Raw genomic sequence first — 22085 nt, 5'->3', positions numbered from 1 at the left:
TTCGGCCGCGCCCACCAAGGCGACTGACGTTGGCCGATGGAAGACAGTCCGCTTGCAATTGAGCGGACCAGAGAAGACGGACGCGCTCTCGGCATAACTTAGAACGGGAGGAGTCGCCGGAAGCGGGCGATGTTCACGAGCGATACGAGGGACGAGGCCACGTAGGTGAGGGCCGCGGCGCTCAGTACGGTGCGGGCGCCGACCAGATCGTCAGCGTCGAGGAAGCGACCTGCTTCCAAGATGGGCAAAGCCCGGCGGAAGCTCGCGTCGAGTTCAACGGGCAGCGTCAAGAGGTGAAACACGAGGCGAACGCTCAGCAGCGCGATGCCGATTCCTACCTGTAGGGCGAGCAGTGCCGGCGACTTGACGACGGCAAGTATGATGGGCGCGGTCATCATCACTAGGCCCGCGGCGAACTCGAAGCCTCGTACGACCTGGGCGAAGGTCACCCGCGCCGCGAGGAGCCTGTCCCCAGCCGCGTGCTGCAACGCGTGGGAGACCTCGTGCGCAGCAACCGCAACTGCCGTGATCGAGCGGCCGTCATGGTTGTCTGGCGACAGGCGCACGACGTTCGCGACGGGATCGTAGTGGTCGGCTGATGCAATCTCGACGGGGACGTGCTCGAGCTTCGCCAAGTCGAGCAGATGGCGGGCGAATTCACCTCCGGTCCCGGGCAAGTCCGGTCGATCGGTGGCGTGTTGCTGCATCACCCGGCGCACCCACCACCGGGGGCCGAACACGAGGCCGAACAGGAGGGCGGCGCCGAGCACCAGGAGGACGGGCATCCCCGTATGTAGGCGCGCGATCGAGTCGGTTTAAGCGCAGCGGCTTTAAGCCACCACTGGCGCATCTCTCGGGCCAGGCACACGGATGACCTTGCGGATCGGCGACCGGCAGGCGCGTTGCGATTGGGAGGCGGCACCCCAAGATCAGGGCCTCACGGCCGGCGTCTCAAGCGGCAGCGGGGCGGCCCGGGTCGCGAGGTAAAGTTCGAGCGCGATGTATTCCGGCGCCCCGTACCCGAAGGGTTCGGCGCGCATGCCGGTGAGGCAGTTGCGCAGGCGTCGCTGTAATGAGCCGAGACCCTGCCATTCGAGGCGGTAGAGCGGATAGCCGGTCGGCTGTCCCTGTGGGATCACCGCCGCGCCGAGGCGGCGACCCCAATGATCGTCGTGACAGACCGCGCAGGACAGACCGAGCTGACCCTGACGCGCCTCGAAGAGCGCACGGCCTTCGGCCCGTGCGGGATCGAGCCGGACATCATCCGGTGGGGTCATCGGCAGCCCGCGGGACTGCGCGGCGATGAAGGCCGTGAGCGCCAACAGGTCGGGGTTCTCGTAGGCGAGAGGCTCTAAGCCCTGATGCTCGCCCCGGCAGGTGTTGACCCGGGCCTGAAGGTCGATGGGTTTCTGGGTCCGGGCGTCCCAGGCGGGGTAGCGTGTCGCGACGCCCCGCATCGTGGACAAGGCCTCGCCGTGGCAGCCGGCACAGGCGGGCCGGCCGGAAGGAGGCGCCTTCGCCCAGAGATCCTCCCCGTCCGCGACCGCGAGCATGCCGGGATTGGCCCCGTCGTCCCGCTGCATCGCCTGGATCTCGGGGCTCATCTGGTCGAAGCCCGAGTGTCGCTCGGCCGGTGGGATCGGCTCCGACCGCGCGACAGGGCTGGAGAGGAGCAGCCCCACGAGAGCCGTCGGCAGCAGGGAGACCGAGCGGCGCGGCACGGCGGTCTCAGGCCACGGTGATCGCCGCGGACTCGGTCTGATCGAAGCCGCCATCGCCGCGCCATGTGAAGCTGAAGCGGCCGCTGCGCGTCGCGATCCAGGTGAACGTCAGGTAGGGGTTGGCCGCCGAAGCGGGAAACAGCTCGGCCCGGAAGATCTCCTCGTCCTCGAAGCGGCAGACGAAGTCCGTCACGATATTGCGCGGCAGGATCCGGCCGTCGGCACCGGGGCGGAAGCCCGTCTCCATCGGGTGCGAGATCAAGGTCTTGATCGTGATCGTGTCGCCGGGCTTTGCGGTCTTCGGCAGGTTGATCAGCGTCCGGGCCATCGGGGTCAGCCCTCCAGGCAGGCGGCGAGGGTCACGATGGCATCCGCGCTCGCAGACCAGTAAGTCCCGTCGCTCATCTCGGCGATGGCGGTGATGCGCTGCGTGTCGGCGAGCCGGATGCGTGTCGAGACCTGCGCGCGGCCGGCGCCCGGCCGCAGGTGGACCGTGACGACGTTCGGCTGCGGATTCCTCTCGTTGAACACCCCGATCCGGCGCACGTGATCCTCGGGCGTCATCGCGCTCTCGACAGCGACAGACAGCGGCACCGTATTGCCGTTCTCCACCAGCGGCGGCAGGTCGAGGGTCACCCGGCCCGGCCGGATCGGGTTGTCACCCGCGAAGCGCCGGATGGCGGATTCGGTCGTTTCCGTGCGCGGCAGCGTCGCCGCGGCGGCGGGGCGCAGCGCGACGGCGAGCGCGGTGCCGACAGCCCCGGCGAGCACACCGCGCCGGTCCATCGAACGTGCGCTCCGTCTCCTGTGCCCGCTCATCGGCTTTCCTCGGGACCAGCCCCGCGCAACGTCGCCAGGAAGGCGACGATATCCTCGATCTCGGCCGCGCTCAGGATCGGGCGTCCCTGCCACGCCCGCCCCACGCGGGTGAGCCCTGTCAGGCTGTAATAGGGTGGCATGATCGTCTCCGGGTTCAAGGCCCGTCCGTCCACCAGCCGCAGGCGCAGTTGCCCCGAGCTCAGCCGCCCGCCGACGTCCGCGAGATCCGGGGCGAGGTTGCCCTGGAACCGCTCCTCCGGGAAGGGTCCGGTATGGCAGAGAAGACAGAGCCCGCGGGTCCGGTCCACGACGATGGCCCGGCCGCGCGCGGCATCGCCCGGCGCGCCCGTCAGGCTCTCAGGGATGGCGTCGCCGACGATCGTGATGGGTACAAGGCCCTCCCCGGCCCGTGCCGGCGGGGCGGCGACTGCCAGCACGAGCATGGCGGCCACGCGGCCTTCCCTCATCCGAACACGTCCCGGGTGATCGTCCGGTACCAGCTCTCGCCGCAGGCCGCCTCCTGCGCGCGCACCGTGTCGGGCGCGTCGAGGGGGCTGATGCCGCCGGCTCCCGGAACGTCCGCCAGGAGACCGTCGGTCGGGCGGAAGACGCCCGCGATCGAGATGCCGTTGCCCGGTGCGACGAGGCTCCAGCAGGTGTTGATGAGCTTCGGGCTCTCTGGCTCCCGTCCGGCCAGCAGGTCGATCACCGCCTGCGCGCAGACTTTGGCCTGCGCGTTCGCCGAGAAGGCGGATTTCGGCATTGCCCCCGCGATCGCCGCGTCGCCGATGACATGGATGCCCGGCACGAGGCGCGATTCGAAGGTCACCGGATCGATCGGGCACCAGCCGCTGCGGTCGGCGCAGCCGGCCTGCGCCGCGATGGGGCCGGCGCGCTGGGGCGGGATGATGCACGCCACATCGGCCCTGTACTCGGCGAAGTCCGTGCGAACGACCATCGCGGCGGCGTCGACGTCCGTGACCGCACCGCCCGAGGCGAGCGGCACGTATTCGAGCACGTCCGGGTACAGTTTCGCCCAGGCCGCCTCGAACAGTTTCTGCTTCGAGAACGTGTCCTTGGCGTCGAGCAGGACGAGCTTCGCCTTCGGCTTCCGGGTCTTCAGGAAATGGGCGATCAGGCTCGCGCGCTCGTACGGGCCGGGCGGGCAGCGATACGGGTTGGCGGGCGCCGAGATGACCACCGTGCCGCCCTCCGGCATGGCCTCGAGCTGGCGGGCGAGGAGCACCGTCTGCGCCCCGGCCTTCCAGGCATGGGGCATCACCTCTGCGGCCTTCGCGTCGTAGCCCGGCACCGCGTCGAAGCGCAGCGCGATGCCCGGCGAGAGGATCAGGCGGTCGTAGGTCAGTACTGTGCCGTCGCCGAGCGTCACCCGGCGCGCCACCGGGTCGACCGCATCCGCCATCCCCTGCACGAAGCGCAGTCCAGCTCGGCCGAGGGCCTCGTAACCGAAGGTCTGGGCCTCGATGCCGCGCAGGCCAACGACGACCGCGTTGCTGCCCGTGCAGGCGACATAGCGCTCGGCCGCCTCGATCAGGGTCACGTCGACGCCGCCCGCGGCGAGGCAGCGCGCCGCCGTGGCACCCCCGAACCCGGCGCCCACGACCACGACGCGCGGAGCTGTGCCACCGAGGGCCGGGCGCGCCAGCGCGGCGGCCGCGGCTCCGCCGATCAGGGCGCGGCGGGTCGGAGAGGGAGGAGCGCGCATCACCGCGATCCCTGCGCCGCGAACCAGGCGGCGATGGCCTGACTCTCCCGCGCGTCGAATCCCTTGGCGATGCGGTTCATGATCGTCGCCGGGCGCGCGCCGGTTCGGAAGGCATCGAGCGCGCCGACGATCTCGGCTTCCGGCCGTCCCGCGAGCACGCCCATCGCGGAGCCCTCGGCGTGGCAGCCGGTACAGGACGAGGCGCCGGGCGGCGGCCGCATCCCGGCGGCGCACGCGCCCGTTCCCCCCGCGAGGGCGGCGAGCAGCGCGAGCGTCGGCGTCATCGCCCTCATGCCCGGCGCAGATCCGTGTCCTTCAGTGGCAGCTGGCGAACGCGCTTGCCGGTCGCCGCGAAGATCGCGTTGAGCACGGCCGGCGCGGCGACCGCGATCGTCGGCTCGCCGACGCCCCCCCAGAAGCCGCCGGACGGCATCAGGATGGCCTCGACCGCCGGCATCGCGTCCATTCGCATCACGGGATAGCTGTCGAAGTTCGTCTGCTCGATGCGCCCGTCCTTGACCGTGCAGGCGCCGTAAAGCGCGGCCGAGAGACCGTACACGAAGGAGCCCGCCACCTGCGCGTCGATCTGCTGCGGGTTGACCGCGTGGCCGGGATCGGTGGCCGCCACGATACGGTGGATCTTCAGTTCGCCCTGGTCGGAGACCGAGACCTCGGCCGCGCCCGCCACGTAGCTGCCGAACCCCATCGTCTGGCAGATGCCGCGGTAGATGCCCTCCGGCGGCTTGTTGGCCCAGCCGATCCGGTCGGCCACCGCCCGCAGCACGGCCCGGTGCTTCGGGTGTTTGTCCATCAGCTTCAGCCGGAAAGCCAGCGGGTCCTGGCCGGCGGCGTGGGCCAGCTCGTCCATGAAGCATTCGAGATAGATGGCGTTCGGGTTCAGGTTCACGCCCCGCCAGAAGCCCGGCAGGATGTGCGGGTTGCGCATCGCGTGATCGACGAGGATGTTCGGGATCGTGTAGCCGATCGCGGCCTCCGGTCCTCCGGGGTTGAGACCTTGGAAAGTGACCGGGTCGCGACCCTCGACCATGCGTTGTGGCGCTATGGCGGCCAGGATCGACTGGCCGGAGATGCGCATGTGCAGGCCGGTCAGGTTGCCGTCCCCGTCGAGGGCGGCGCGCATCCGGCACTGGGTGACCGGGTGGTACCGGCCATGCGTCATGTCCTCCTCGCGGGTCCAGATCAGCTTGACCGGCGTGCCCGGCATCTCCCTCGCGATGAGCACCACCTGCCGCACCCAGTCGTGCGTGGCGCCCCGCCGGCCGAAGCCGCCGCCGAGATGGATCTTGTAGACCTCGCAGGAGGTGGCCGGCAGCCCGGCGGCGTCGGCCGTCGCGGCCAGTGCAGCCTCGCCGTTCTGCGTCGGTGTCCAGACCTCGCAGCGCTCCGGCGTCCAGAGCGCGGTCGCGTTCATCGGCTCCATCGTGGCGTGGTTCTGGAACGGCACGCCGTAGACGGCCTCCACCACTTTGGCAGCGCCCTTCAGCGCGCCGGCCACGTCGCCGGCCTTGTTGCCGACGAAGGCCTGCTCGGCGTCGAGCCCCTCGCGGAGGGTCGACGCGATGGTCTCGCTGGAAACCTGCGCGTTCGGTCCCTCGTCCCAGACGATCGGGAGGGCGTCGAGGGCGGTCTTGGCGCGCCAGAACGTGTCGGCCACCACCGCGACCGCGCTGTCGCCGACCTGGATGACTCGTTTTACGCCGGGCATGCCCGACACCGCCGCGGCGTCGAAGCTCTTCACGCTGCCGCCGGTGACTGGGCAGTCGCGGATCGCGGCGTTGAGCATGCCGGGCAGCTTGAGATCGATCCCGTAGACCTGGCTGCCGTCGAGCTTGGGCAGGGTGTCGAGCCGCTTCAGCGGCTTGCCCGCGATGGTCCAGTCCTTCGGATCCTTGAGCACCACGTCCTTCGGCGGCTCGATCCTGGCCGCCTCCGCGGCGACGGCGCCGTAAGTGATGCTGCGGCCGGAGGGGCCGTGGGTGATCACGCCCCGCTCGACGCGGCACTCGGCGGCGGGTACGCCCCAGCCCTTCGCGGCGGCGGCGACCAGCATGGTGCGGGCGGCGGCGCCGCCTCTTCGCACGTACTCGTGGGAATCGCGCACGCCGCGGCTGCCGCCGGTCGAGTAGTCGCCCCAGACGCGCTTGCGGGCGAGGTTCTGGCCCGGGCTCGGATACTCGGTGGTGACCCTGGCCCAGTCGCAGTCGAGTTCCTCGGCGACGAGCTGCGCGAGGCCGGTGAGCGTGCCCTGGCCCATCTCGGAACGGGCGATCCTGATCACCACGGTCTCGTCCGGCTTCACCACGACCCAGGCGTTCACCTCCGGCGCGGCGGGCGCCGCGTCGAGGGTTGCGGCCCGTGCGGGGAACGGGATGTGGAAGCCGAGGGTGAACAGACCGGCGCCGGCAAGCAGCGTGCGGCGGCTGGGGCGGGCGGCCTGCGGGGAGGCCTTGGATTCGCTCATCTGCTCTCCCCCCGTCAGCCGGACTGGCCGCGCTCGGCGGCGATCTTGATGCCCGCGAGGACGCGATTGTAGGTGCCGCAGCGACAGATGTTGGTGATCTCCTGACGGATCTGCTCCTCGCTCGGATGCGCGTTCTGCGCCAGCAGCGCCGCCGAGGCCATGATCATCCCGGGCTGGCAGAAGCCGCATTGCGGCACGTCGAGCTCGGCCCAGGCTTGCTGGACCGGATGGCGGGCATCCGGGGCCAGCCCCTCGATCGTGACGATTTTCTGCCCCGCCTCGATCGCCGAGAGCGGCACGGAGCAGGAGCGGACGGCCGCCCCGTCGATGTGCACGGTACAGGCGCCGCATTGGGCGATACCGCAGCCGTATTTGGTGCCGGTCAACCCGATCTGCTCGCGGATAACCCAGAGGAGAGGCGTATCGGGCTCGGCATCGACCTCACGCACGACGCCGTTGACGTTCAGTCGTGCCATCTGACCCCTCTCCCGAACGAGCATTATGTATCCAGTATCCCTAAAACGGGGGAGCTCTCAAGGGAGGGCTTGAGCGACCATCGGCTGCATCCATACGGCGCTCAGACATACCGCCTTCTGCGACCCAGATGCGCCAGTGTTCTCGAGGCCAAGGACGCGACCTCTCCTGCCATCGAACTGACTTCTGCTCCCTTGCAGAGGCCGCCCGCCAAGCGTGCAGCTCCAGAAAGGCGGCTTGATCAATCGCGTGACGTCTTGAACTTCTTGCAAAAGTCCCGGCCGCCTCTTGCGGGATCGGAACCGAGCACCGAGCCGCGCCCGCTGGCCTGAAGCTGTTCTCCGAACGGATAGCCGCAGACTCTCCCGGCCGCACGCCTCCGCACGACGGGGTCTTACGATGCTGCACGCACATCTGAAGCGCAGTATCCAACGTGAGACCAGATCCGCTTCCGGGATACCGGCGTTGATCGCCGAATGGTCGTGATGGGCGCCAAGCCGAATGTCTGGTCCTGCGTGTGCTGACGATCCGGCGTGACGCAGTCTGGCCGAGAGCCGCCGGTCCGCTTCGGAGAAGGTCGCCCGGAAAAGCGGACGGCCCCTATCGACCCAACTCGGACGCCTTCGATGACACAAGAGCTTCCCGGTAACGGATATGCTGCAACAGGCAGTTCCGGCTGCTCACGTCTCTCGCGGGATGAACTGGATCTCTGCCCCAAACGGGAAGTCGGCCCATGCAGTCTTCCTCATGGGCCGTCTCCGCCGTCTGTTCCTCCCCGGTTCTCCTCGCGACTGCGCGCGCAAGGCGGGTTTGCGGGCTCGGACAGGTGAGCGAGCAGGCGTTGGATGTTCGGGATGATGACGAACACCATCGCGCACACGATGATTGGAACGACGACTAGGTGTCGCTGCCAGATCTCCCAGTCGCGGGCGGCGGCCTGTGTCAGGTAGGCCAATCCGGTCACGATCGGATAGACGGCAGCGAAGACCAGCATGCAGAAGGTCAGGCGGCTCGCCTTGAAGGAGCGCGGCATGTCGGCTTCCACTCAGTAATCCGCGCTCGGCCGGGCCCGGAAGCGCTTATACCAGGCGTCCAGTCGCGGATGCCCTTGACCGAAAGGAAGGTCGAACCGTTCGCGCGCTGTCTGGAAGATCGTGAAGGCGGTGCAGTCCGCCACGGTTGGTCGGTCTCCGGCCAGGAATTGGTTCTCTTCGATCTCTCGCTCCAGAACGTCGAGCAGCTCCGACACGTAGCGATGCGCCCGATCGGCGGTCTCATTTGAGGGGTTCGGCTCCTTCGCGGGAAACGCGGCCGTCCGGTTCCAGAGCCAGAGCTGGCCACGGGCGACCAAGTCGCTTCCGAGCCGCTCCAGAGAGCGGACCCGCGCGCGCGACGCTCGGTCCGTGCCAATCATCGGCCTGTCCGGGTGGCACTCTTCCAGGTACTCGACGATGGCAGCGGAGTCCGTGATCGCAAGGCCGCTGTCGGTCACCAGGGTCGGCGCCCGGCCGGATGGATTGACGTTCAGGTAACTCGGCGAGCGATGCTCGTCATTCTCGTAATCGAGCTCGTAGCGCGGGACATCGATCCCCTTCTCCGCCAAGTAGATGATGACCCGGCGCGGGTTCGTGCCCTTTCGGAACTGGTACAGCAGCATTCTTCCGACCATCTCGCAGCGCAATGGTTACCCATGTATACCGCTAAGGTTTTCGCGAAAGACGGCACGCAGGTGTGCGTCAGGCACACGGAGGGTACCCATGGCCAAGACGCTGTACGGCCGCGACTATGAGGAGACAGAGCAAGGTCCACGACTGAAACCCTGCGCACCGCACGACGTACTGTCTCGGATGGGTGACAAGTGGACGATCCTGACGCTGTTGCTGCTGAGCATCGTTCCCGGCCATCGGCTGCGCTTCTCGGCCATCAAGAATGGCATCGAGGGCATCACGCAGCGCATGCTGACCGTGACCCTCCGGAACATGGAAAGAGACGGCCTTCTCGTGCGGCACTACTTCCCCGAGGTCCCGCCGCGCGTCGAGTATGAACTGACGCCCATGGGCACGAGCCTGCTACCGGCTTTGGAAGGCTTTACAGGTTGGATACGGGAGCATTGGCCCTTGATCGTCGACGCCCGTCGGTCCTTCGACAAAGCTCAAGGTTTGGAGCACCAGGCTGCACCAAAGGAGATGTTATAGCTCATAGGCTCGTCAAGCGTGCTCGGCCGGGAAGCATGTGGCCGGACATTCTGAGCTCTTGCGAAGGGTTGGAAGCGAGCACGGGAACCTTGCCCATTCCACGCGTCGCTGCCCGAAAGCGGGTCGGCTAAGATCCACCCCGAGCGGCCAGTCCGACACCGACCCACCGAAGTCATAGGCGTCGGTTGGGGGCCAGCTCGAGAGCGGACGCGCCGTGAATCTGCGCGGCACGCTGATCCGGATCGGTCGAGTAGGCTTGAGCCGTTCCCTTCTGCCTACGCTTCGCGGCGTAGAGTGCCGCATCAGCGTGGCGCAGGAGCAAGTCTCGATCTTGTCCAGCCTCTCGCGACCACGCGAGGCCGATCGTTCCCGTCACCCGCGCGATCTGACCCTGGCCGTCCACGACGATCTCGAGGTCGTGCAAGAGACGCTGCACCATCGCAGTCAGGTGCGCCCTGTCGCACGCGGCAGGTGCCAGGATCGCGAACTCGTCGCCACCCAGCCGCGCCGGAAAGCAGCCGGCGTAGCAAGGTGCACGCAACCGCTCGGCCACGCGGCGCAGAACGTCGTCGCCGGTAGCATGCCCGAGGCGATCGTTCACGCTCTTGAAGCCGTCGAGGTCGATCACGAGGACAGCCACGTCGACGTCCGAAGAGCGCGCCTCACGCAGCCGTCCGTCGAGGACACGATGAAACTCGGCCCTATTGGCCAGTTGTGTCAGGTCATCGGTGCGGGCCTGATGGCGGAGACGCTTCTCTAAGCCGTGCCGCTCGGTGATATCCTGGATCAGGCCGATGAGGGCGACGGGCCTGCCTTTGACCAGCTCGATCTCGCAGGAGCATCGCACGCGACGGGCATTGCCCTTGGCTGTCACGAAGTCGGCGTCCATCTCGAACGGCTCGCCCGTATCCAGCACGCGCCCGACGGCCGCGCGGAACAGGGCACGATCGGTCTCCGGAAAGAAGTTCATGATCTCGCCAGTCGGCACACCGCTGCTGACCGGCAGTTCATGAATGGCGAACACGCCGTCCGACCATGAGGTTGTCTGCTTCTCGATATCGTAGCGGTACGATCCCATGTCGGCCATGCGCTCCGCCTGCTTGAACTGCCGGCGTTCGCGCTCCAAGCCGTCCACGGCCAGACGGCGCTCCTCGGCCGCTTCAGCAGCGCGTAGGGCCACGGCACGAGCCTCGATCAGGGCCTCCGCGATGCAGGCCAACTCGGCGAGCACCTCGAGGTCGGTAGACGTCGGCTCGCGGGGCTGCTCGTCGAGGACGCAGAGCGTACCGATCGTGATCGCGTCGCCATCGGAGCGCCGGACGCGAACTGGCACACCGGCGTAGTAGCGGATCTTCGGAGCGCTCGTGACAAAAGGACTCGCGGCGAACCGGGGGTCGAGTCTCGCGTCCGCCACGGTGAGCGGCTCTTCGGTCTCGAACACGACGGGGCAAAAGGCCTGCGCACGCGGAGTCTCGGCTGCCAAAGGGCCGCACCGCGCCTTGAACCACTGGCGTTCCGGGTCGATCAGAGTGATCGACGACATGCCTGTACCGAGCATGCGCTGTGCGAGCTGGGCGAGCGCGTCGAACTCTCGCTCTGGCGGCGTGTCGAGGAGAGCAATCTCGGTCAGCGCCTGTTGGCGAAGCGCCTCGCGCTGCGCGTTCGACGTGTTCCCCTGCAGCACAATCGACCTCGTTGACGCCATGAGGCTGTCCTGCGGTACAACAAGAAGGTTTAATCGAGCGTAAGGCAACTCAACCTTTCACGAGGCCCGGGCGGACCAGTGGGACCGCCACAGTCCGGCTTGTACGAAGGGGGCGTCTCCCTCGTAGAACGGGCTGACAGCCTCCTGAACCGAAGCAGATGGGGTGGATGGCTCCCGCTCCAACTGAGGGCATCTGAGTGCCGAGATGTGGTCGCTGTCGAAGAAGCGGCCATGCAGATGCAGGAGCCACTCCCATGGAGATCACTACCGCCGGCATCGATCTGGCCAAGAGCGTCTTCCGAGTTCATGCCGTCGATGCAGTTGGGAATGTCGTCGCTCGCAGAGCCTCGAGGCGGGCGCAGGTCGTGCCGTTCTTCGCCAAGCTGCCGCGATGCTTGGCGACGATCCCCGGTGTCGGCATCGTCTCGGCGACGGCGCTGGCCGCCTCGGTGAGCGAGCCCGAGCGCTTCCGCTCCGGTCGGCAGTTCGCGGCCCTGCCGGGCCTGACACCTCTGCAGAACTGCAGCGGCGGCAAGGAGCGACTGGGTCGGATCTCGCGCATGGGCGACCGCTCCCTGCGCCGCCTGCTCGTAGTCGGCATGACCTCCCTGATCCGGCGCGAAGGCAATGCTGACCTCGGTCGACCCGCGGCTGCCGGCGCTGCTGCAGCGCGAGCCGGTGCGCGCGGTGACTGTCGCGGCGGCCGATCGCACGGCGCGGGTCGCCTGGGCGATCATGACCCGCGGCGGCGCCTACCGCGCACCAGCGGCTACGGCCGCCCGACAGCGCGCAGAGGAGACTTTTTCACGTTGCGAGGACGATGAGAGTTGATGGCGAACCGGACAGACCGGGAGCTGGGACATCCCGCCGAACGTCCAGGGCGTCATAGCCCGCAAAGCAGAGTGGGAACCCAGTTCGCGGATATCATCAGGGCCGGCACTCAACGTGAACGACTGTATCAACAGGCCGGACACAAGACTGCACACGGCCAACGCGTCAGAAGCTCGATTCGCCACTTGCAACGCGCGAGCCATCCACGCTCCTAGAGGGTTCAGGGCGCCCGAAAACTCGCGCTCAGCTTGGACCAGTCCGGTGAGTCAGGGATACTACGCCCGCAGATTGAGCCGATAGCGATAGGCATCGCCTCGGAACAGGCCTTCCACGTACTCGATCATCACCGAGTCCTGGTTGTAGCTGTGGCGCTTGATCAGCAGGCACGGGAGGGGCTGCTCGAAGGCAAAGGTCTCGCACTCGTCCGCCGTCGGCATGGTCGCCTCCACCGTCTGCTCGCAGCGCACAAGACGGCCGCCCGGGTGCTCGTTCAGGAAGGCGTAGACGGAACCGGAGAGGTCGCCGGTCTCGAGGGCGGGCACGGCGCGGATGTTGTACCAGGCGACCTCGCGCGACATCGGCACACCGTCGCCGGAGCGAACACGCGTCAGACGCAGGAACGGGGCCGTCGAGGGCAGGCCGAAGATCGATGCGATCGAGCGGTCCTCGGTGACCGCCCGATCGAGGATGCGCGAGGATGGGATCTTCCCCAGCTCCCGCATCTCCTCCGTGAAGCCCTTCAGCCGGTCCATACCCGGGCGCACGGGCTCGGGGGGACGGCGCACGAGGAAGCCGTAGCGCCCGCGCGGTACGAGCAGCTCGTTGTCGCTGAGCTCAGCATAGGCGCGTTGGACCGTGACGCGGCTGACTCCGAGGCCGTCGGCGAGTTGGCGCTCGGCCGGCAAAGTGACGCCCGGTGGCAGCGAGCCCGACAGGATGAGTTCGCGTAGCTGGCCCTCGATCTGCCGGTACAGCGGCATCGCCGTGTCGGCGCGCAGGCGGAGGAGAGAGAGCACCGAGGGACGCTCGCCTTCCACGAGGTCCGCCTCAACCACACCCTTTATCGTCCGATTTTTGGGGCGCACGTCCGATCGACCTCCGGTACAGATGCTTACATTGTACAGGTTCGGAGCGCTCCATGCGCCTCTTCGTCATTGGAAGCTTTGTGATTGCCTGCTCGGTCAAGGTCGCGCGGCTGCCGCAGGCGGGCGAGTCCCTCGATGGCTTGGCCTTCCTGGCCGAACCTGGCGGCAAGGGCTTCAACCTCGCGCTCGCTACGCACCAGCTCGGCATCACGGTGGACGGACTTTTCGCCGTCGGCACGGACGTGTTCTCCCCCATGGTCCGCGCCACCTTCGCGCAGGTCGGATTCTCCGAGGATATGCTGGTGCCGCATGCCGGCTCGACGGGCGCCGGCGTCGCGTTCGTCGACTCCGCCGGCGAGAACTGTCTAGCGGTCTGCCTCGGGGCCAACCTCGCCCTCGGTGCGGAGGACGTCCGAGCCGTCGCCGCCCGTCTCGGGCGAGCGGACCTCGTGGCGGCGACGTTCGAATCGCCGGACGTCTCCATCCGAGCGGCCTTCGCTCTCGCTCGGATGTCGGGCATCCCCACTCTGCTGAATCCGTCCCCGATGCGCCCCATCGACCCGGCAATCCTGGCCGATACCGCGATCCTTGTCGTCAATGCGGTCGAGGCCGCCGGCCTCGGCCTCGGAGCCCCCGACGCCATCTCTGACGCCACGGCCGCGACGCCGGCCATTGCCGCCCTGCTCTCCGGCGGCCTCAAACTGCTGGTGGTGACCCTGGGAGAGCGTGGCGCGATGGCGTTCCGGGCTGGACTGCCCCCCCTACGCCAGCCGGCCTTCGTGGTCACGGCGGTCGATACGGTCGGCGCAGGGGACGCTTTCACGGCCGGGCTGATCGCGGGCCTACTCGCAGGAGAGCCCCTCGACGCGACCCTGCGGCAGGCTGCGGCCTGCGGTGCGCTGACGGCCTGCCAGTTCGGGGCCTTCGAAGCCTTTCCAACCGCGCAGGTGTTGGCCGCCTTCCTCAACGACGTCGAAATGTGACTCACGCCGCACCGAGGCACTTCGTCGTCTGCCCACTGAAGAGCGCGAGCGACGTGACGATACTCAGCAATTCGGCCTGCCGCTTCGTCCCGGTCTTGTTGAAGATCGAGTTGAGTTGGGTGCGGACGGTGCTTGTCTGGACGCCAACGCTCTCGGCGTAGCTCTGCAGACGTAAGCCTCCGGCGAGCGCCTGGAGCAACCGCGCCTCCGCCGGGGTCAGGTCGAACAGCATGTTCAGCAGGCCGTCGTCTGGAACTGCCCGCGCGCCGACATGCACGAGAACGAGGAGCACCGCCGAGGCACCGAAGACGTCGCCGGGGCGCTGCTTCAGGCGCATGATATGAGCGATCTGAGGACGGTGATCAGAATAGCTGCGCACCGGCATTGTCTGCGCCGCGCACCGGCCGCCAACGACGTTGCCGATCGCGTCCTGCAACAGCTTGCTGTTGATCAGGCTCTTGAATAACTGGCCGCCGTGCTGGCCCGCGGGCAGGATCTCCTCCCGCTCCTGCAGACGGGCATTCATGGTCAGCACCCGACCCGAAGCCGACAGAACGGCGGCGGGGAGCCCGATCTGGCTGAGCGTCGTGGTCGTGACGCGGCCGCGCTCGCAGCTGAACTGGGCGCTGAGTTGGCAAGCACGCACGAGGTGGGGCCGCAAGGCGTCGAGTCCGGGTAGGACGGAGGCCTCATGGGGGCCGGTTTGAGCCCGCCGTTCGGCGGTGACGATCGCGATGTCGCCTGTCGAGAGGGGGATCGTTGTGCCCACCTGCCAGAACGGCCTGTCGCCTTCGCGGGTCCAGCCCTCGTAGGAGGCCGGCACGAGGTCGACGTCGCGCACGAAACCCGTATGGGCGTCGGTGCGCCATGGCGCCATGCGACCGCTGCTGCGTCCGGCGGTCGGGCCGCTATGAAGACTGAGGCGCTGCGCCAGGGCCGATGAGGCAATCCAGCGGGACATCCCAGCGGGGGGCAGCACCGTAAGCACAGCGCCGTCCGAGTTTGCCATATCGCCGATTGACTGGAGGACGTCAGGCCAGAGTTCCGGCGTGCCCGCAGCCTCGTAAATCCGGTCGATAAGCGCTTCCCGCATTGGCACGTCCCGCGACGATTTTTCTGACCGCGATAAGACCAATATCAGTCCAAAACCGACACCTGCATCCTTCAAACAGATGATGCCGTCTGCGAGGGACGGCGCGCCGGGGGCGTTTCCGACGGATTCACCGTTCTAGAGCCCCGGAGACGCGGCGACGACAGAGCCTCCCGGATCAACGGCGCCGCGGCGTAAACACTTGGAGCCACTGTGCTTTCTCGCTCGGCTGGGACGCAGGCGGCGAGCTTGGCGCAGCGCCGGCGGCGCCATCCGCCGAACAGAGGATGATAGGGTTCCAGCTATCCCTAGTGTGTCAACGCAAGGGAGGAACAGCCATGAAAACAATCGTCACCACCGTCGTGGTCGTCTTGTTCTGCACGGGTGCCCGGGCCGACGAGCTGAACGACATGCCGGACATCGCGTGTGCCCAAGCTTCTTCGGCCGTGGAGCGCGATCACATTGGGTGCCCGGGCACCGACAAGGCGGCGGCGGGGTCCCGGGCGGCTGCCTCGCCCCTCGAACGCGCGGAAGACGACTAGGTGAAGTCTCGGTGTCATGAACGTCATCGCCACGGCTCTGCTCACCGGCGCGAGTCTTGGTCTGTCCATCGCCGCGCCGATCGGGCCGACGAGCTTACTCTGCGTTCAGCGAACACTGTCAGGGGGCTTATCTACCGGCCTCGCTACCGGGCTCGGTGTCGCCACCGTGCATCTGACATACGGAAGTCTCATAATGCGCTGGGGCGCGGACCTAGCGGAGGTGTGGTCGAACGGAGCCGTGCTCTCCCTGATCTCAGGGGCAGTGCTACTCGCCCTCGCGGTCCGGGTGCTTATCAGCGTCTCGGTGCTGCATGAGCGCAGTGAGTGCCGCGACACCCTGGCGGTGAGCTACGGAAGTGCGGTCGTGCTGGCCGTGGCGAATCCAGTCACCCCCGTGCTGTTCCTGGCCGCGATGCCGGCATTCCTCGAGCGCGGGACCGCACCATTCCCGGTTCTGGCGGCTGGCGTCTTCTTCGGCTCGTTCGGCTGGTGGGTGGTGCTCAACACCGCAGTGTCCCTGTTCCGGCGCTGTGTGACCAGCCAGGTTCTAAACCAGATGAACAAGGCCGCCGGCGTTCTTCTCGTCCTTCTGGCGTTGAGCTTGCTCGTTCGGGGACTGGATGGCGCCGCGGCAGACCGTTCGAACAGCGCGAGCATGAGCGGAGTGTCAGGTGCGGACGGCCGAGCGCCGGGTTCGCCTGCCGGGAGACATCGGACGTCTGGACGCCGGTGAACTGCAGCGTGATCAACCACCTCGTGCCTGAACTCGCCACGGCGCGTTGACGGCGAGATCGAGCTGGCCGGGTAACTGGTCTGCCCGACCGGCTGAGGCTGGACAGGCATCAGTCCCGGTACTGCCCGTACTCGACCCGTTCGAGCCAATCGACCACCTTGCCATCGACGGCCTCCTGGATGGCGATGTGGCTCATGCCGTCGGTCGCGGTCGCGTTGTGCCAGTGCTCGACGCTCGGCGGGATCCACACCACTCGCCGGGACGGATCTCCCGCTTCTGGCCGCCGCGTTCCTGAACCCAGCCGACGCCGGCGGTGACAATCAGGGACTGGTCGAGCGGGTGCGTGTGCCAGGCCGTGCGAGCGCCCGGCTCGAAGGTGACCAGGGCACCCGCCGCGCGGGTGCTCTCGGTCGAGGAGAACAGTCGATCGACGCGTACGGACCCGGAGAAGCTCACCGGGTTGCCTGACCTGCCCCTGTGCGGGGGTCCGAGTTCAAAGTTAGTTCAGGGTCAAGGAGACGTTCTGCGTGGATGTCGGCATCTCGAAAAGCGGCCGTCTCACGCAGCCCTGACATCGTTCAGACGCCGAACGCGGAAGCGGTGTGGCCGCAGGCGACTAACCTTTGAGGCACGTGCTCATGAACGCTTTGCGTTCGGTACCCTTGAGGCTCTTGGCCGACGCATCTGCGTTGCAGTTCTTCATCTTCGCCTGTTGCGGCGTCAGCTCCTTGGCCGGCGCGGCGCTCTTTCCCGCGAGGCAATCCGCCATGAAGCTCTTGCGAGCGGCGCCCGACAGCCGTTGCGTCCCAGCGTCCACGTTGCAGGATTTCATCCGATCCCGCTGAGCGGTCTGAGCCGCCGAGGGTGCGGGGGCTTGAGCTCGGACGGACACCGTGCAGGCGAGGACGAGGGCCGAGGCGAGAGCGAGCGTACGCACGGTGGAGGACCTCCAGTGATGCAGCCGAACGTAGCGACTTGCGGTTGCACCAGCCAGAACCAGCGCCGAGTCTGTCCCATCAATTCGCGGCGAGGACTCGTCACCGCCGTCGTCGAATGGTCACGGGGCTATGCCTTCGTTCGACGAGCCCGATGTCTCCTGAGGTCCTTGTGCGCTCTGTCATCTGCGCAATCGCCGGCATCGCGCTCGTTCTCACCGCACCGGTCAGCCCCGCTACGGCCGAGCCGGCCGCGGATCCGCTGGCGACGGCCGCGCGGGTCGCCGCGGAGGGCCTCGCCATCGGTTCACCTTCCGGCGCAGGCGGCGATCCGCAGACCTCGGTCGCTCAGCCCGTGTTCTCGGCCGGTCGCGCGGCGGAGGTCACGACCTCGTTCCAGCCCCTGCTCGGGGCTGCCGGCGATCCCGGCGGGTACCGCGCCTTCCTGGAGAGCCGCGGGATCACCTTCGGCCTGATCACTGTGGCCGAGACCTACCGCAACCTGCGCGGCGGCCTGCGGCGGGGCTCCACGGGTCTGACGCTGCTCGATCTCGACGTCGATGTCGACCTCGACACTGTCGCCGGGTGGAAGGGAGCCACGGCCCACGCCACCGTCTACCAGATCCAGGGGAGCGGAGCCTCCCGCACCCGCGTCGGCAACCTCATGACGGTCAGCGAGATCGAAGCCCTGCCGGCGTCGCGGCTCTCGGAGCTGTGGCTGGAGCAGAGCCTGTTCGACGACAGGCTGTTCCTCCGTGTCGGCCAGCTCTCCGCCGACACCGAGTACATGGTCAGCCAGACCAGCATCCTGTTCACCAACGGCACCTTCGGCTGGCCGGAGATCTTCGCCGCGAACATGGTGGATGGAGGGCCGGCCTATCCGCTCTCCGCGCCGACCGTCCGCCTGAAGTACGTGCCCACGCCGGATCTCTCGTTCCAGGCGAGCGTGATCGACGGCACGCCCGGCGGTGGCCATCCCCGCTCGGGGATAGACCCGCAGCGCCGCAATCCGAACGGTATCCGCTTCCCCGTCTCCGGCCCACCGCTTGTCATCGCGGAGGTCGCCTACGCCTACAACACCCGTCCGGGTTCCGAAGGCCGGCCGGGCACCGTCACGCTGGGAGGTTGGCACCGCTTCGGCCGCGTCGACGCCCTCACGCCGGATCCGATCAGTGGCCTCGACCGGAGGGTCTCGGGCAATTCAGGCATCTACGGGCTCATCGACCAGACGATCTACCAGGAGCCGGATGATCCCAACGACGGCGCCAGCGTCTTCCTGCGTGCCTCAGCCTCGCCGGGGGACCGCAATCTCGTGGATCTCTACATCGACGGTGGCATCGCCTATCGCGGCCTGATCCCCGGCCGGTCTGACGACACGCTCGGCCTCGCCGTCGGCATCACCCGCATTTCCCCGGCGGCACGGCGGCTCGATGCGATCGCCGCCCTCCAGAGCATGACACCCGCACCCCGCCGGAGCGCCGAGATCTTGCTCGAAGCGACCTATCAGGCCGTGCTCGCTCCCGGCATCGCCCTGCAGCCGACGGTGCAGTACGTCGCCCATCCGGGTGGCGGGATCGCCAATCCTCGCGATCCCGACGGCAAGCGGGTGCGCGGCGCCGCGGTGTTCGGCCTGCGTGCCATCACCCGCTATTGAGGTGAACGCGGCCCGCGTGCTCGCTCACACAGGGCGTCGGACGACAGGCGCCCCGCGTCGCGGGCGTCCCCCGATGCGTTCCGGTCCGAGGAGGAACGCGGCGGTTCGGTGCGAGCTCACGTCCGCGGGAACGACGCGTCGCGCGCAGGAACCGCCGGTGTGGCCGTGGCATCGGAACGTCCCATCGTCTGACGGGTTTGTGAGCCGGCCGAACGGGTGAGGTGAAGGTAGCGGTATGGCATCGATCAGGGAGATCGCAGACACGCTCAGGAAGATCGCGGCGCCAGGCATGAAGCCTAAGGCGATCCGGTCCGCCATCCGTGAACGACATCCGGAGGCGAGCAAGAAGGAGATCGTTCGCGCCGCGTTTCACGCCGTGACAGAAGCGCCGGCCACTGCGGAAGGCGCGACCGCGGAGCTTCACGACTTCGCGCTGGCTGAGCGCATTGCGGAGGACAACGCGGACGTGGTTTTGAAAGTGAGCAAGCGCAAAAGGAAGAAGCGCTCGTCGGCCGCATCGGAGCGATCGCAGGCGCATTGAGCGCTGGATCCGCCTCGTGCCATTCCCTGCGCGAACATCGGCCGCTCAGCGCGCCGGACGTGCAGGTAACGGAAGCGTCCAGCTCCCGGAGCCCCCAGAGATGAGCCCCGATGAATGTGGCCGCCGTGTCCGGACCACGCGGCACCCGCTGGCGACCACGGCTCCGTCGAGCCGGTGTCGTCGAGGAACGCGCATCCGCGCTGGCCAACTCGGGCTTCGATGACGGCGACCATTCCAAGGCCACTGGTTTCGACGTCAAAGATTGCGCGACGGCCACCGAGATCGGTCCGCACCCATCTCGGGCCCATGTGAACGACGACCCGTCGCGCTCCGGAACGCTGGCCCGCGAAGGACCGTGCCAGGGTGTTCAGGGCCGCTTACGTTCGCCCTGTAGCTCCCCCACCCTTCACCGCGGTTCTCCGGAAGCGACTGACCGCTATTCTTCTGTTCCTGCAGCGTCTCGTCGAGAAGCTTAGCCGCATCCTTGTGGTGGAATTGCGTGGCGCAGGTTTCAGGGTGCCGTCGCGGGCAATCTCGTAGTGCTCGACGGCCTGCGCACAGGGCGCCAGCACAGCATCGGCAGTCGGGCCATCGCCGCTGGGGCGACAATCCTCCCAGTGGTAGCCCTGTATTCGGATCGATGTCGAGAGATGCCCCTTCACAAGTCCGCTCAAGTCATGTGCCACCGGGCAAAATCCCTTGAGGAACCAGTTGAAGGCAGGCGCCGATCGTGTTTTCCCTCCAAATTTGTCTATTTTCTATCGGACGCGGCGCTGAGCCAAAGTTGCCTCAGAGCAATGGTTCGGAATTAACCAATAATGGGCTGAACATATGGACGCAACGATCCGCCGGATGACCGCGGGGCCCGTTCAGGACATCGAGCCCATCGTCTCGCGCATCAATCCGGGCACGACGCCCGAGATCTCTCGGGCGAGAAATCCTACCGGGCCGATCGTGCTGGACAAGCGCCGGCCAGCCTCACCGTGCAGGAACACGCCCCACAGCGCGGCGGTGACCGGATCGACCCCGCGGGCAAGGAGTCCGACGACCAGGCCGGCGAGAACGTCACCCGAACCCGAAGTCGCCAAGCCGACGCCGCCTCCCTCGTAGAGCCAGTGCCCGCCCTGCGGGTCCACGATCCACGTCGTGGCCCCCTTCATCACCACTACCGCCCCGAGCAGGTCGGCGGCCGCGCGGGCCGCGTTGAGGGGGTCGACCTCGACCTCGTCCCGGCTCCGGTCCAGAAGCTGCGCCATCTCGCCGGCATGGGGCGTGATCACCGCGCGCTTGCCGCTCGCCTTGACCTCCTCGGCACGGGCCGCCAGCCCGCACACTGCAGCCGCGTCGAGAACGAAGGACGAGGATCCCTCCGCGCCGAGCAACCGGACCGTGAGCGACGTGGTGGGTTCGTCGCCGATCATGCCGGGCCCGATCAGGACAGCTCCGCAGCCGCCGGCCATCTGCAGCAGGTCGTCAGATGCCCGCTTCGCATTCACGCCGCCATCCGCTGCTTCCGGCAATCCGACAACCATCGCCTCCGGTACCATCAGCCCCATTCCGGTAGCGGCGCTCTGGACGGTGGCGATCTTCAGTTTGCCGGCGCCCGCGCGCAGGGCGGCAACACCGGCAAGCAGAGCCGCGCCCGGAACCGACGCCGAGCCGCCGATGACGAACGCGCTGCCGCGCGCCTCTTTGCTGCCTTCCTCGGGTACCGGGAGCGGGCGCTCCCGGAGCAGGCCGGGTGTGAGTATCTGCTGGATCATCGGGCCGCCACGTTCGCGTCGGGCTCGGAGGTCACCGTCGCGCCGCCTTCGGCGATGGGGGCGACGAAGTTGTAGCGCTCCAGCGCGAGCTTGCCGGTGCCGTGGTCGGACGGGCGAAAGGCGTACTCCGTCACCGAGCAGTTTGCGACGTCGCCCTCGGCGTCGATCGCCAGGATCTGCGCTTCGGTCATATCCTCGATCAGATAGCGCAGGCAGAGGACGACGACCTGATGCGCCACGATGAGAACCCGCCGCTCGCCGTGGTGCAGGGAGATGGTGTCCAGCGCGCTCCTGAGGCGCAGGATCACGTCGCACCAGCTCTCGCCGGAGGGTGGCCGATGATAGAACTTGCCGAGGCGTCGGCGCATGGCGGCCTGATCGGGATGCAACTGCTCGACACCGGCCCGTGTCAGCCTGTCCAGGATCCCGAGTTCCCTTTCGCGCAGTCGCTCGTCCACGGAGTGGTCCGCCGTGTCGCTTGTCAGACCGCCCGCGGCGCGGATGCGCTCCGAGGTCTGCCGAGCACGAAGGTAAGGCGAGGTTAGCACGACCTCGGGGCGATCCTCGGCCGGCCGATCCGCAAACCAGGCCCCGACGGTATCGGCTTGGCGCTCACCGCGCGCGCTGAGGGGAACATCAACGTCGCGCTCGGCGATGTCGATCCGCGCGAGGCTCGCGCCGTGCGCGGCATCCGCCGCGACGTTGCCGGCGCTCTCACCATGTCGCACGATCCACAACCGGCTCGGCCAGCGCTGATGCATGGAGTTTCGCCCTTTGGTTGCGTTCGGCAACTCCCGTCTGGCCTG

General features: G+C 67.8%; 23 protein-coding genes and 3 pseudogenes. 7 read left to right on the top strand and 19 right to left on the bottom strand.

Annotated features, from left to right (window positions below):
- Positions 1-98 precede the first annotated feature (98 nt).
- From LOK46_RS32190 to LOK46_RS32140, 11 genes are all read right to left on the bottom strand, one after another.
- A complete protein-coding gene (locus LOK46_RS32190; RefSeq protein WP_273564937.1) occupies positions 99-785 on the bottom strand; it encodes a zinc metallopeptidase in 687 nt (228 codons plus the stop codon).
- Positions 786-929: 144 nt separating this feature from the next.
- Positions 930-1721 carry a sulfur oxidation c-type cytochrome SoxA gene (gene soxA / locus LOK46_RS32185; RefSeq protein WP_273564936.1) on the bottom strand — a complete coding sequence of 264 codons (792 nt, stop codon included), beginning with the start codon at positions 1719-1721 and terminating at the stop codon, positions 930-932.
- Between the two features lie 7 nt (positions 1722-1728).
- Positions 1729-2049 carry a thiosulfate oxidation carrier complex protein SoxZ gene (locus LOK46_RS32180; RefSeq protein WP_273564935.1) on the bottom strand — a complete coding sequence of 107 codons (321 nt, stop codon included), beginning with the start codon at positions 2047-2049 and terminating at the stop codon, positions 1729-1731.
- Between the two features lie 5 nt (positions 2050-2054).
- Positions 2055-2507 (bottom strand): SoxY-related AACIE arm protein, encoded by a 453-nt coding sequence (locus tag LOK46_RS32175; RefSeq protein ID WP_273564934.1) that lies wholly within the window; start codon positions 2505-2507, stop codon positions 2055-2057.
- 29 nt (positions 2508-2536) lie between these two features.
- Positions 2537-2983, bottom strand: a complete 447-nt coding sequence (gene soxX / locus LOK46_RS32170) for a sulfur oxidation c-type cytochrome SoxX (protein ID WP_273565210.1) — start codon at positions 2981-2983, stop codon at positions 2537-2539.
- Positions 2984-3003: 20 nt separating this feature from the next.
- Positions 3004-4266, bottom strand: coding sequence for an NAD(P)/FAD-dependent oxidoreductase (locus LOK46_RS32165; RefSeq protein ID WP_273564933.1), 1263 nt, complete (start codon positions 4264-4266; stop codon positions 3004-3006).
- On the bottom strand, positions 4266-4559 hold the full coding sequence (locus LOK46_RS32160; RefSeq protein ID WP_273564932.1) for a c-type cytochrome: 294 nt from the start codon (positions 4557-4559) through the stop codon (positions 4266-4268). The genes LOK46_RS32165 and LOK46_RS32160 overlap by 1 nt, the downstream gene beginning before the upstream one ends.
- Complete coding sequence (locus tag LOK46_RS32155; protein WP_273564931.1) at positions 4556-6748, bottom strand: xanthine dehydrogenase family protein molybdopterin-binding subunit; 2193 nt, start codon at positions 6746-6748, stop codon at positions 4556-4558. The genes LOK46_RS32160 and LOK46_RS32155 overlap by 4 nt, the downstream gene beginning before the upstream one ends.
- 14 nt (positions 6749-6762) lie before the next feature.
- Positions 6763-7224, bottom strand: coding sequence for a (2Fe-2S)-binding protein (locus LOK46_RS32150; RefSeq protein WP_273565209.1), 462 nt, complete (start codon positions 7222-7224; stop codon positions 6763-6765).
- A gap of 743 nt (positions 7225-7967) precedes the next feature.
- Positions 7968-8267 carry a hypothetical protein gene (locus LOK46_RS32145; protein WP_273564930.1) on the bottom strand — a complete coding sequence of 100 codons (300 nt, stop codon included), beginning with the start codon at positions 8265-8267 and terminating at the stop codon, positions 7968-7970.
- On the bottom strand, positions 8268-8879 hold the full coding sequence (locus LOK46_RS32140) for a glutathione S-transferase family protein (protein ID WP_273564929.1): 612 nt from the start codon (positions 8877-8879) through the stop codon (positions 8268-8270). It lies immediately after the preceding gene.
- A gap of 100 nt (positions 8880-8979) precedes the next feature.
- Here LOK46_RS32140 and LOK46_RS32135 point away from each other — a divergent pair, with 100 nt between their 5' ends.
- On the top strand, positions 8980-9417 hold the full coding sequence (locus LOK46_RS32135) for a winged helix-turn-helix transcriptional regulator (RefSeq protein WP_273564928.1): 438 nt from the start codon (positions 8980-8982) through the stop codon (positions 9415-9417).
- Between the two features lie 172 nt (positions 9418-9589).
- Here the strand turns inward: LOK46_RS32135 and LOK46_RS32130 are convergent, their stop codons facing one another.
- Positions 9590-11122: a diguanylate cyclase domain-containing protein gene (locus LOK46_RS32130; RefSeq protein WP_273564927.1), complete on the bottom strand. Its 1533-nt coding sequence runs from the start codon at positions 11120-11122 to the stop codon at positions 9590-9592.
- Positions 11123-11505: 383 nt separating this feature from the next.
- On the opposite strand from LOK46_RS32130, the pseudogene LOK46_RS32125 reads away from it, so the two are divergent.
- A pseudogene (locus LOK46_RS32125) lies at positions 11506-11953 on the top strand (transposase); the annotation flags it as partial.
- Between the two features lie 275 nt (positions 11954-12228).
- On the opposite strand, the gene LOK46_RS32120 reads toward LOK46_RS32125, so the two are convergent.
- Positions 12229-13038, bottom strand: coding sequence for a GntR family transcriptional regulator (locus tag LOK46_RS32120; RefSeq protein WP_273564926.1), 810 nt, complete (start codon positions 13036-13038; stop codon positions 12229-12231).
- 53 nt (positions 13039-13091) lie between these two features.
- On the opposite strand from LOK46_RS32120, the gene LOK46_RS32115 reads away from it, so the two are divergent.
- The gene (locus LOK46_RS32115) at positions 13092-14021 is read left to right on the top strand and encodes a PfkB family carbohydrate kinase (protein WP_273564925.1); all 930 of its coding nucleotides are present in this window, start codon (positions 13092-13094) and stop codon (positions 14019-14021) included.
- 1 nt (position 14022) lies between these two features.
- On the opposite strand, the gene LOK46_RS32110 is transcribed toward LOK46_RS32115, so the two are convergent.
- Entirely contained in the window at positions 14023-15114 is a 1092-nt protein-coding gene (locus LOK46_RS32110) for a helix-turn-helix transcriptional regulator (RefSeq protein WP_273564924.1), read from the bottom strand.
- Positions 15115-15449: 335 nt separating this feature from the next.
- Between LOK46_RS32110 and LOK46_RS32105 the strand changes: the two genes are divergently transcribed.
- Both LOK46_RS32105 and LOK46_RS32100 read left to right on the top strand, forming a co-directional pair.
- Entirely contained in the window at positions 15450-15653 is a 204-nt protein-coding gene (locus LOK46_RS32105; RefSeq protein WP_273564923.1) for a hypothetical protein, read from the top strand.
- Between the two features lie 16 nt (positions 15654-15669).
- Positions 15670-16386 carry a LysE family translocator gene (locus LOK46_RS32100; protein WP_273564922.1) on the top strand — a complete coding sequence of 239 codons (717 nt, stop codon included), beginning with the start codon at positions 15670-15672 and terminating at the stop codon, positions 16384-16386.
- A gap of 109 nt (positions 16387-16495) precedes the next feature.
- Here LOK46_RS32100 and LOK46_RS32095 read toward each other — a convergent pair.
- Positions 16496-16842: pseudogene (locus tag LOK46_RS32095) on the bottom strand ((R)-mandelonitrile lyase).
- Positions 16843-17002: 160 nt separating this feature from the next.
- On the bottom strand, positions 17003-17323 hold the full coding sequence (locus tag LOK46_RS32090) for a PsiF family protein (RefSeq protein ID WP_441011882.1): 321 nt from the start codon (positions 17321-17323) through the stop codon (positions 17003-17005).
- Between the two features lie 152 nt (positions 17324-17475).
- Between LOK46_RS32090 and LOK46_RS32085 the strand changes: the two genes are divergently transcribed.
- A complete protein-coding gene (locus LOK46_RS32085) occupies positions 17476-18975 on the top strand; it encodes a carbohydrate porin (RefSeq protein WP_273565207.1) in 1500 nt (499 codons plus the stop codon).
- Between the two features lie 235 nt (positions 18976-19210).
- Positions 19211-19516, top strand: a complete 306-nt coding sequence (locus LOK46_RS32080) for a hypothetical protein (protein ID WP_273564921.1) — start codon at positions 19211-19213, stop codon at positions 19514-19516.
- Between the two features lie 255 nt (positions 19517-19771).
- Here LOK46_RS32080 and LOK46_RS33000 read toward each other — a convergent pair.
- The 3 genes and pseudogenes from LOK46_RS33000 to LOK46_RS32065 form a co-directional block, all read right to left on the bottom strand.
- Positions 19772-20130: pseudogene (locus tag LOK46_RS33000) on the bottom strand (DUF892 family protein); the annotation flags it as partial.
- Between the two features lie 255 nt (positions 20131-20385).
- The gene (locus LOK46_RS32070) at positions 20386-21279 is read right to left on the bottom strand and encodes an NAD(P)H-hydrate dehydratase (protein WP_273564920.1); all 894 of its coding nucleotides are present in this window, start codon (positions 21277-21279) and stop codon (positions 20386-20388) included.
- Positions 21276-22040, bottom strand: coding sequence for a histidine phosphatase family protein (locus tag LOK46_RS32065; protein ID WP_273564919.1), 765 nt, complete (start codon positions 22038-22040; stop codon positions 21276-21278). Before LOK46_RS32065 ends, LOK46_RS32070 begins: the two co-directional genes overlap by 4 nt.
- Between the last annotated feature and the right edge of the window lie 45 nt (positions 22041-22085).

Origin of the sequence: Methylobacterium sp. NMS14P (genome assembly GCF_028583545.1) — a bacterium.
Lineage (GTDB): Bacteria > Pseudomonadota > Alphaproteobacteria > Rhizobiales > Beijerinckiaceae > Methylobacterium.
This window is presented reverse-complemented; position numbering and strand designations above follow the sequence as displayed.

Coding starts and splice junctions, on each gene's coding strand:
- LOK46_RS32105 (WP_273564923.1), top strand. CDS start 15,450: ATGAAAACAATCGTCACCACCGTCGTGGTCGTCTTGTTCTGCACGGGT.
- LOK46_RS32150 (WP_273565209.1), bottom strand. CDS start 7,224: ATGGCACGACTGAACGTCAACGGCGTCGTGCGTGAGGTCGATGCCGAG.
- LOK46_RS32130 (WP_273564927.1), bottom strand. CDS start 11,122: ATGGCGTCAACGAGGTCGATTGTGCTGCAGGGGAACACGTCGAACGCG.
- LOK46_RS32085 (WP_273565207.1), top strand. CDS start 17,476: ATGTCTCCTGAGGTCCTTGTGCGCTCTGTCATCTGCGCAATCGCCGGC.
- LOK46_RS32110 (WP_273564924.1), bottom strand. CDS start 15,114: ATGCGGGAAGCGCTTATCGACCGGATTTACGAGGCTGCGGGCACGCCG.
- LOK46_RS32165 (WP_273564933.1), bottom strand. CDS start 4,266: ATGCGCGCTCCTCCCTCTCCGACCCGCCGCGCCCTGATCGGCGGAGCC.
- LOK46_RS32160 (WP_273564932.1), bottom strand. CDS start 4,559: ATGAGGGCGATGACGCCGACGCTCGCGCTGCTCGCCGCCCTCGCGGGG.
- LOK46_RS32155 (WP_273564931.1), bottom strand. CDS start 6,748: ATGAGCGAATCCAAGGCCTCCCCGCAGGCCGCCCGCCCCAGCCGCCGC.
- LOK46_RS32115 (WP_273564925.1), top strand. CDS start 13,092: ATGCGCCTCTTCGTCATTGGAAGCTTTGTGATTGCCTGCTCGGTCAAG.
- LOK46_RS32070 (WP_273564920.1), bottom strand. CDS start 21,279: ATGATCCAGCAGATACTCACACCCGGCCTGCTCCGGGAGCGCCCGCTC.
- soxX (WP_273565210.1), bottom strand. CDS start 2,983: ATGCTCGTGCTGGCAGTCGCCGCCCCGCCGGCACGGGCCGGGGAGGGC.
- LOK46_RS32180 (WP_273564935.1), bottom strand. CDS start 2,049: ATGGCCCGGACGCTGATCAACCTGCCGAAGACCGCAAAGCCCGGCGAC.
- LOK46_RS32190 (WP_273564937.1), bottom strand. CDS start 785: ATGCCCGTCCTCCTGGTGCTCGGCGCCGCCCTCCTGTTCGGCCTCGTG.
- LOK46_RS32135 (WP_273564928.1), top strand. CDS start 8,980: ATGGCCAAGACGCTGTACGGCCGCGACTATGAGGAGACAGAGCAAGGT.
- LOK46_RS32100 (WP_273564922.1), top strand. CDS start 15,670: ATGAACGTCATCGCCACGGCTCTGCTCACCGGCGCGAGTCTTGGTCTG.
- LOK46_RS32065 (WP_273564919.1), bottom strand. CDS start 22,040: ATGCATCAGCGCTGGCCGAGCCGGTTGTGGATCGTGCGACATGGTGAG.
- LOK46_RS32140 (WP_273564929.1), bottom strand. CDS start 8,879: ATGCTGCTGTACCAGTTCCGAAAGGGCACGAACCCGCGCCGGGTCATC.
- LOK46_RS32175 (WP_273564934.1), bottom strand. CDS start 2,507: ATGGACCGGCGCGGTGTGCTCGCCGGGGCTGTCGGCACCGCGCTCGCC.
- LOK46_RS32080 (WP_273564921.1), top strand. CDS start 19,211: ATGGCATCGATCAGGGAGATCGCAGACACGCTCAGGAAGATCGCGGCG.